The 7,738-nt window shown below is 39.3% G+C and carries 9 protein-coding genes; 2 read left to right on the top strand and 7 right to left on the bottom strand.

Going from position 1 to position 7,738, the window contains the following annotated elements; genetic code table 11:
- A partial coding sequence (locus tag ACR2F7_RS14055; protein WP_432714179.1) for a DUF6600 domain-containing protein occupies positions 1-1,427 on the bottom strand: 1,427 nt, incomplete at its 3' end.
- A 303-nt stretch (positions 1,428-1,730) separates the two neighbouring features.
- Between ACR2F7_RS14055 and ACR2F7_RS14050 the strand changes: the two genes are divergently transcribed.
- Positions 1,731-2,447, top strand: coding sequence for an SAM-dependent methyltransferase (locus ACR2F7_RS14050; protein ID WP_432714178.1), 717 nt, complete (start codon positions 1,731-1,733; stop codon positions 2,445-2,447).
- Between the two features lie 23 nt (positions 2,448-2,470).
- On the opposite strand, the gene nadD is transcribed toward ACR2F7_RS14050, so the two are convergent.
- From nadD to ACR2F7_RS14035, 3 genes are read right to left on the bottom strand one after another with little or no spacing between them, the layout of a single operon-like run.
- On the bottom strand, positions 2,471-3,043 hold the full coding sequence (gene nadD, locus ACR2F7_RS14045) for a nicotinate (nicotinamide) nucleotide adenylyltransferase (protein ID WP_432714177.1): 573 nt from the start codon (positions 3,041-3,043) through the stop codon (positions 2,471-2,473).
- Between the two features lie 3 nt (positions 3,044-3,046).
- Entirely contained in the window at positions 3,047-3,619 is a 573-nt protein-coding gene (gene gmk / locus ACR2F7_RS14040) for a guanylate kinase (protein WP_432714176.1), read from the bottom strand.
- 16 nt (positions 3,620-3,635) lie between these two features.
- Positions 3,636-4,499, bottom strand: coding sequence for a YicC/YloC family endoribonuclease (locus ACR2F7_RS14035; protein ID WP_432714180.1), 864 nt, complete (start codon positions 4,497-4,499; stop codon positions 3,636-3,638).
- A gap of 198 nt (positions 4,500-4,697) precedes the next feature.
- Here ACR2F7_RS14035 and ACR2F7_RS14030 point away from each other — a divergent pair, with 198 nt between their 5' ends.
- The gene (locus ACR2F7_RS14030; protein WP_432714175.1) at positions 4,698-5,414 is read left to right on the top strand and encodes a hypothetical protein; all 717 of its coding nucleotides are present in this window, start codon (positions 4,698-4,700) and stop codon (positions 5,412-5,414) included.
- A 2-nt stretch (positions 5,415-5,416) separates the two neighbouring features.
- On the opposite strand, the gene rnc is transcribed toward ACR2F7_RS14030, so the two are convergent.
- From rnc to ACR2F7_RS14015, 3 genes are read right to left on the bottom strand one after another with little or no spacing between them, the layout of a single operon-like run.
- On the bottom strand, positions 5,417-6,145 hold the full coding sequence (rnc, locus tag ACR2F7_RS14025; RefSeq protein ID WP_432714174.1) for a ribonuclease III: 729 nt from the start codon (positions 6,143-6,145) through the stop codon (positions 5,417-5,419).
- A gap of 27 nt (positions 6,146-6,172) precedes the next feature.
- A complete protein-coding gene (gene fabF / locus ACR2F7_RS14020; protein WP_432714173.1) occupies positions 6,173-7,426 on the bottom strand; it encodes a beta-ketoacyl-ACP synthase II in 1,254 nt (417 codons plus the stop codon).
- A 28-nt stretch (positions 7,427-7,454) separates the two neighbouring features.
- A complete protein-coding gene (locus ACR2F7_RS14015) occupies positions 7,455-7,691 on the bottom strand; it encodes an acyl carrier protein (RefSeq protein WP_031266521.1) in 237 nt (78 codons plus the stop codon).
- Positions 7,692-7,738: the final 47 nt, after the last annotated feature.

The following is a 7,738-nucleotide window of genomic DNA, read 5'->3' as shown; positions in this document are numbered from 1 at the left end:
TGAGATTGGCCACTGCTGCCCCTTTCATTGCTTCTTGAAGGTGCACTTTGTTGTACACGTTCTTGTCTTTGTTGTTGAACTTGTGCCCTTGGTTGTGCTTGCTGGCGACTTTGTTCTTGCGCACGTTGTTGTTGTTGTTGTGTACGTTGTTGTTGTGCCTGTTGTTGACGGGCAGCTTGTTCTCTTTGTTGAGTCTGAGCTGCTTGTCCGCGTTCTTGTGCTTCACGCTGTGTACGTTGTTGCTCAGCTTGTTGCTGACGCACAGCATGTTCTCTTTGTTGAGTCTGAGCTTGTTGTCCGCGTTCTTGTGCTTCACGCTGTGTACGTTGTTGCTCAGCTTGTTGCTGACGCACAGCTTGTTCTCTTTGTTGAGTCTGAGCTTGTTGTCCGCGTTCTTGTGTTTCACGTTGTGTACGTTGTTGCACTTGTTGCTGACGGGTAGCCTGGTCTCTTTGTTGCGTTTGATTTTGTGTACGTTCGCGTTGTGAACGTTGTATCGCTTCATTTCTTTGACCAGTCTGGGTTCTGTTCACCGCATCACGGTTGGTACGTCCAGCGTTTGCACCTACATTTCTGCCAGCATTATTGTCTCTGCCAGCATTATTTCTAGCAGGTTGGTTTCCTCTGTTGGCAGCATAATCCCTTTCGGTGCTCACTCTTCCAGGTCTTGCATTTTTGTTATCTACATTTCTGCCGCCACCTCTTGGATTGTAAATATTTACAGTGTTGTTAGTGATGGTAGATCTGCCAGAACGGTCAGTACGGTTTACACGGTAAACGGTTACATCACGGTTTGTGGCACGTCTGATATCATCACGTCTCGGACCTGTAAAATAGGTGCTCCTGTTGCGTTGACCAGTATAATTAATATAGTTTGTACGGTTAAAGATATTTATATTAATATAACTGCGGTAGCGAGGAAACCTATCATAGTAGATATTTCCTTGCGGTACAAATACCCACCAGGAGTGAGGAATATTGTATCCTCCACCAAAGTTAACGTTGATGTTAATGCCAGGACCCAAAGGTGCCCATCCGTAATAACCACCACCACTTCTCCAGCTTACCCATGCAGGTCCCCAGGTAGTATCAGGTATCCATACCCATTCGTTATAACTGTTGTTTACCCATCTTCCATAGTGGAAAGGAGCCCATCCCCAGTCGTAGTTAGATACCCAAGTGTTGCCATATTCGGTCATCACCCATCTTCCGTCAGTATAATAGGGTCTGAAATCTGCCTGATCTACATCTGGCCGCCAAACATAGCCGTATTGTGAATCTTGAATCCAGGTTCCATAAGGAGAAAGTTCATCGTAAAAGGTCTGCAATGACACGTCATCATCTTGTGCGCTTGCAGTAATGGTTGAACCGGCCAGGAGGAGTATAAGTCCTAACACGAATACCGGAAATTTAAACATGCTTTTCATAGTGTGTTTTTTTATATAACCTAAACTTTATACTCAATTTGAGCTCAAAAGAAATCAATGGTTTAATTGTCTGTAAAATATTACAATTCAATGCTTAAGCGGCGCCTAATTATATTGGTCAATCATTGGCATAAACAGATGTTTATTCGCTATTGGTAATTTACAATTTACGTAATAATGGAATAAAATGCAAACAGCTTTCTCTTTACCCATTATTATTTTCTTCTTTTGTATCGTGAAACCATCCTCAGCAAGCAAATAGCTCCTGATGGCTCATCACTGTTACAAACAAATTATACACTAATGACAAAAGGCACCTTATATCTAGTACCAGTCCCTTTAGCAGAAAATGCAACCGCCAAAACGTTTACCCCATTTTTAGTGGACACCATTAATGCTATTGACACCTATATTGTAGAAAACGAAAAGACTGCACGTAAATTCCTTAAAGAAGCAGGTTTAAAAAGACCACAAAGTGAATTGGTTATTCATGACTACGGTAAACATAAACGCACTTCTTCCTTAGTTCCTTTTTTTAAGGAATTGATGACAGGTAAAAATGTAGGTTTAATGAGTGAAGCCGGCTGTCCGGGTATTGCTGATCCAGGTGCTGATATTGTGGCTGAGGCTCATCGTCGTGGCATTTCTGTAGTGCCATTGGTAGGACCAAACTCTATCCTTTTAGCTTTAATGGCATCAGGTTTTAACGGACAAAGTTTTACTTTCCATGGTTACCTGCCTATAGATAAGGTTGAGAGAAGCAAGCGCATTAAAGAGCTGGAGCAGAACGCTGAAAAACAAAAACAAACGCAGATCTTTATTGAAACACCTTTCAGAAATAACTCCTTGTTAGAGGATGTATTGAAAAGTGCAGCACCGCAAACCTTATTGTGTATTGCCTGTAACCTTACCGGCGAAGAAGAATATGTAAAAACACAATCAGTTGCCCAATGGCGATTAGAAAAGATAGATTTACACAAAAAACCAGCTATTTTCCTTTTATACCGTTTGTTTCTTTAAACCTAAAGGGTTTATAGCAGACATTACCGATACATGTTTTTTCCTTCCATGAAGGCGATAACCTGATCGGGAACAAAAAATTGAATGTTCTTTTTGGCCTTAACGGCACTGCGGACAAAAGTTGAGGAGATGTCCATTTGTGGTGTTTCCGTCATGATTATAGAGGGATGGTTTTTCCATTCCTCTACATTCACGCCAGGTCTCGGATAGACATAAATCTGGTAATTCTTTAAGATCACCTCGTAATTTTTCCACTTTTTAAAAGACACCAGGTTGTCAGATCCCATAATGATAGCAAACTCTCTGCTGGGGTATTTTTCTTCTAAATAGCTGAGGGTATCAATGGTATAGGAAGGCTTTGGCAGGCCAAATTCTATATCGCTCACTTTTAAGTGCTGCGAATTCTCTGTGGCAAGCCTAACCATTTCCAGCCTGTCGTAACTGTTCGACAAGCCATTTTTGTTCTTTAAGGGGTTATGAGGGGATACTACCAACCAAACTTCATCAAGCCCGGTAAAAGTAGCCATGTAGTTGGCAATCACAAGATGCCCCAGGTGCACTGGGTTGAAAGAACCAAAAAACAGCCCTGTTTTCATTCCTTATTTTTGATTAATAAAGTCCTCAATTAATTTGTCAGCTTCCTGACAAGCAACCTCCAGGTCATAATTTTTTAGTACCACATCAAATTTATCTGCGTATTTAAGCTCTTTTTCAGCTTTAATGAAACGTTCTTGTAATTTTGATTCACTGTCAGTACCACGACCAGTTAAGCGTTCTTTCAAAACTTCTAAAGAGGGTGGCTGCACAAAAATTGCCAGTGCATTCTCTTCATATTTTCTTTTAAGCCTTAAGCCGCCTTCTACATCAATATCAAAAATTACATGTTTGCCTTCATTCCAGATCCGTTGAATTTCAGAACGCAGGGTGCCATAATAAGTTCCGTTATATACTTCCTCAAACTCTACAAACTCCTGGTGGGCTACTTTATGCAAAAAAGCTTCATTGGAAATAAAGTAGTAATCTTTGCCATGCTGCTCATCACCTCTGGCTTCGCGGGTAGTTGCTGAAATAGAAAAGCTTAAAAAAGGGTATTTTTGTAGCAGATGTTTTACTATTGTTGTTTTTCCTGCTCCAGAGGGGGCAGAAAATATAATCAGTTTACCTTGTGTCATGTTTTTATCCTTCCTGCTATAATACGTTAAGCAGTTGTTCTTTAATCTTTTCCAACTCTTCCTTCATGCCCACTACTAATTGTTGTATTTGTGCATCATTTGCCTTTGCACCCATGGTATTAATTTCACGGCCTATTTCCTGAGATATAAAGCCTAATTTCTTACCGTTGGTGTCTTTACCTTTCAAAGTCTCTATAAAGTAGTCACAGTGGCTCTTTAAGCGGATGCGCTCTTCAGTAATGTCTAACTTATCAATGTAATAAATCAACTCCTGCTCCAAACGGTTTTGATCAATATTAATTTTGACAAGGTTTTCTTCTAAAAATTGATTTAAGCGGGCTTTAACCTGAGGAATCCTCAGTGGTGCCAATACTTCCACCTGTGCAAAAAAGCTTAGGATATTTTTGATACGCAGTTCAAGGTCTTCATTGAGTACGTTACCCTCCATGTTTCTGAACTGGTTAAAGTTTTCCAACGCTTTTAAGAAGGTTTGGTGTAAAACTGCCCAGTCGTTTTCATTGCTATCTTCTTCAGTGTAGCTGATTACGTCAGGGAAATTCAGTGCTGCCTGTAAAAGATTACTCGCATTTGCACCTAGTTCTTCATTGATTTCTGCTAACTGCGTGTAGTATTTTTTTAGCAGTTGCGCATTGATTTGAGCACCTTTTTGCTGATCGTCGGTGCGTTCAACATTAATGGAAACGGTAACTTTTCCGCGCTCAATATCTTTACTGCAAAGATTACGTAAAAATAATTCCTTGTCTGCATAAGCTCTCGGGAGCTTTAGGTTAAGTTCTAAAAACTTACTGTTTAAGGATTTGATCTCTACCGAAAACTTAACGTTTTCATGATCTGTAGAGGCCAGGCCGTAACCTGTCATGGATTTTATCATGTGCAAAGATATAATTTATTGTTTAATGGTTGAATACTATAGGTGTTAAGTTTTAAAATGGCTCGTTGTGTTTATTAACTAATTTTAACACTCAAGCCAATTTACAATGATTAAATTTGTAAAGATTTCTGTTATAAAGCCATAGCACATTATGCTTTGGTAACACTATGAATAAAATATAAACGAATGAATTTAAATTCAAAACCTATACATTTCCTGCTATTGCTTGTATTGCTGACTTGTTTTGTAGGTGCCAATGGCCAGGAAAAAGGTATTATAAAAGGGGTGGTGATGGAAAAGGGGACCCCAACACGCATTGCATCAGCCACAATTTACAATAAAAAAACGCGCATTTCTGTGACCAGCAATGACTTTGGTTTATTTCAAATCAGTGCCGTTATTGGCGATACCTTGCAGATCTATAAGCAGGAGTACATGGATGTTGAAGTGGTTGTTCCTTCAGAAAAAGACCTTTTAGTGTACTTAAACAAAGGTAATACGCTGAACCAGGTAAACATTTATGGCCAGACTAAAAGACAGGATATGAATGATATCAAAAAAGAATTCAGGAATAAAGGCTCTTATTACGCCGGTAAGCCACCCTTGTTATCTTATGTTTTTACACCCTTAACGGCAATTTATGAACTCTTTGGCCGTACACCTAAAAATGCCAAAAGGTTTAATAATTATTACAATTCAGAAATACAGCAGACAGAAATAGACGGGTATTTTAATGAATCGATGATTAAAAAACATACCGATTTAAGGGATAAAGCTTTAGAAGACTTTATGCTCAACTATCGCCCTGAATATGAAATTGTGCAAAAATGGAACGAATACGATGCCATTAAATACATTCGGGATGCCTACAAAAAATACCAGGAAAGCCAGCTAAAGAAATAATTCTAGATAGAAAGGGCTTCGCAGGTTTTTTCTGCAGCGGTCTTTTCTGCATTCTTTTTATTGTAATCCTTACCAATTCCAAAACTGTCACCATCAATAACCGCCTGTACCGTAAACAGTTTTGGGCTGTCGCCTTCACTATTGGGGATGATGTCAAAAGTTATATCCTTACCCTGTCTCTGGCACCATTCAATAAGCTTGCTTTTAAAATTGGTTTCCGTCAATTCCAGCGTATGGATATCAATATAAGGCTTGACAATTCGTTTTAAGAGGAAGTCTTTGGTAAAGTTATACCCTTTATCAAGGTATACAGCACCAATAAGGGCTTCAAAAGCATCACCAAGCATCGAGTGATGCTTAGTTTGTGCATTGACCATTTTCTGATCAAATACGATGAGCTGGTCGAAGCCCATTTTACGGGCAAGTTGATTTAAATTAGCCCTGTTTACAATTTTAGAGCGCATTTCAGTAAGAAAGCCCTCTTCTTTGTAAGGGTAGCTTTTAAACAGCAACTCCGCAATGACGGAACCTAAGATGGCATCTCCTAGAAATTCCAGGCGTTCGTTGCTGCTTTTGCTTCCGTTTTTCAAAGTTTTTGCCACAGACCGATGCCTGAATGCCATTTTATATAAAACGGCATTACCTGGCACAAAGCCTAATAAATTTTTTAGCTTCTTTATAAACGCTCTATCCGGAGATAAATGAAGTTTATATAATTTAAATAATGGCATTAATCTTCAAACATCACTTTTCTTTCTCTATTCCTCGTATTTTTTAAAAATCACTGAGGCATTATGACCACCAAATCCAAAAGTATTGCTTAAAGCAGCACGTACAGTACGTTTTTGGGCTTTGTTAAAGGTGAAATTCAATTTAGGATCAAACTGAGGATCATCTGTAAAATGGTTGATGGTAGGAGGTACAATATCATACTTTACCGCTAAAATTGCAGCAATAGCTTCAACGGCACCAGCAGCACCCAATAAATGGCCTGTCATAGATTTCGTAGAGCTGATGTTCAATTTATAAGCATCCTCGCCAAAAAGATCAACAATTGCCTGTGCTTCAGAAAAATCTCCCAGAGGAGTTGAAGTTCCGTGAACATTGATATAATCAATATCAGCAGTAGACAATTGAGCATCATTTAATGCATTAGTCATCACCATTTTAGCACCTAAACCCTGAGGGTGTGGAGCGGTAATGTGATTGGCACCAGCACTCATTCCGCCACCAACAATTTCTGCATAGATTTTGGCACCACGCTTTTTAGCATGTTCCAATTCTTCAAAAATAATGGTACCCGAACCTTCACCGGCAACAAAACCATCACGGTCTTTGTCGAAAGGTCTGGAAGCGGTTGCTGGATCATCATTTCGTGTAGATAAGGCGTGCATAGCATTGAAACCACCAATACCAGCTTCATTGATAATTGCTTCTGATCCACCGGCTATAATTACATCGGCCATATTCAGTCTGATGTAGTTATAAGCGTCAATCATTGAATTAGTTGATGAAGCACAGGCAGAAACGGTTGCAAAATTAGGACCCCTCAAGCCATATTTGATCGATATATGTCCGGAAACAATATCAATAATCAATTTTGGGATGAAGAAAGGATTAAATCTTGGCGTACCATCGCCAGAGAAAAAATTCCTCATTTCTTCCATAAAGGTCTTAATACCACCAATACCAGAACCCCAGATAACGCCAATTCTATTGGTATCCAGTTGGGTAAAATCGAAACCACCATCTGTAACAGCCTCAGCCGTAGAGGCTATAGCGTATTGAACAAATTGATCTAATTTGCGTGCTTCTTTTCGATCCATGAAATTTTCAGGATTAAAATCCTTCAATTCACATGCAAATTTGGTTTTGAACTTTGAGACGTCAAAACTTTTGATGGGCCCAGCACCGCTCACACCATTAAGCAATCCATCCCAGAATTCTGGGACAGTGTTGCCAATTGGAGTGAGCGCACCTAAACCTGTAACTACTACTCTTTTTAATTCCATTTATACGGATTATACGGAGACCGTATGTTTACTTTACGTTTTTTTCTAGATAAGCAACTGCTTGACCTACTGTACCAATGGTCTCAGCCTGGTCATCTGGAATTGCTACATTGAATTCTTTTTCGAATTCCATGATAAGTTCCACGGTATCCAAAGAATCCGCACCTAAGTCGTTTGTGAATGAAGCTTCCGGGGTAACCTCGCTCTCATCAACACCTAATTTTTCAACGATAATAGCCTTAACTCTTGAAGCAATATCAGACATAATGTTATAATTTAATGGTTAAATAATTCAGTGCAAAGAAAAATAAA

The sequence above is a fragment of the Pedobacter sp. genome (assembly GCF_045628745.1).
Classification (GTDB): Bacteria; Bacteroidota; Bacteroidia; order Sphingobacteriales; family Sphingobacteriaceae; genus Pedobacter.
Note: the sequence above shows the minus strand (reverse complement) of the source record. Positions and strands in the feature narration are given on the sequence as shown.

Bases quoted from the DNA above. Each gene is read 5' to 3' on its own strand.
- ACR2F7_RS14015 (WP_031266521.1), bottom strand. From the start codon at position 7,691: ATGTCTGATATTGCTTCAAGAGTTAAGGCTATTATCGTTGAAAAATTA.
- ACR2F7_RS14030 (WP_432714175.1), top strand. From the start codon at position 4,698: ATGAATTTAAATTCAAAACCTATACATTTCCTGCTATTGCTTGTATTG.
- nadD (WP_432714177.1), bottom strand. From the start codon at position 3,043: ATGAAAACAGGGCTGTTTTTTGGTTCTTTCAACCCAGTGCACCTGGGG.
- fabF (WP_432714173.1), bottom strand. From the start codon at position 7,426: ATGGAATTAAAAAGAGTAGTAGTTACAGGTTTAGGTGCGCTCACTCCA.
- gmk (WP_432714176.1), bottom strand. From the start codon at position 3,619: ATGACACAAGGTAAACTGATTATATTTTCTGCCCCCTCTGGAGCAGGA.
- rnc (WP_432714174.1), bottom strand. From the start codon at position 6,145: ATGCCATTATTTAAATTATATAAACTTCATTTATCTCCGGATAGAGCG.
- ACR2F7_RS14035 (WP_432714180.1), bottom strand. From the start codon at position 4,499: ATGACAGGTTACGGCCTGGCCTCTACAGATCATGAAAACGTTAAGTTT.
- ACR2F7_RS14050 (WP_432714178.1), top strand. From the start codon at position 1,731: ATGACAAAAGGCACCTTATATCTAGTACCAGTCCCTTTAGCAGAAAAT.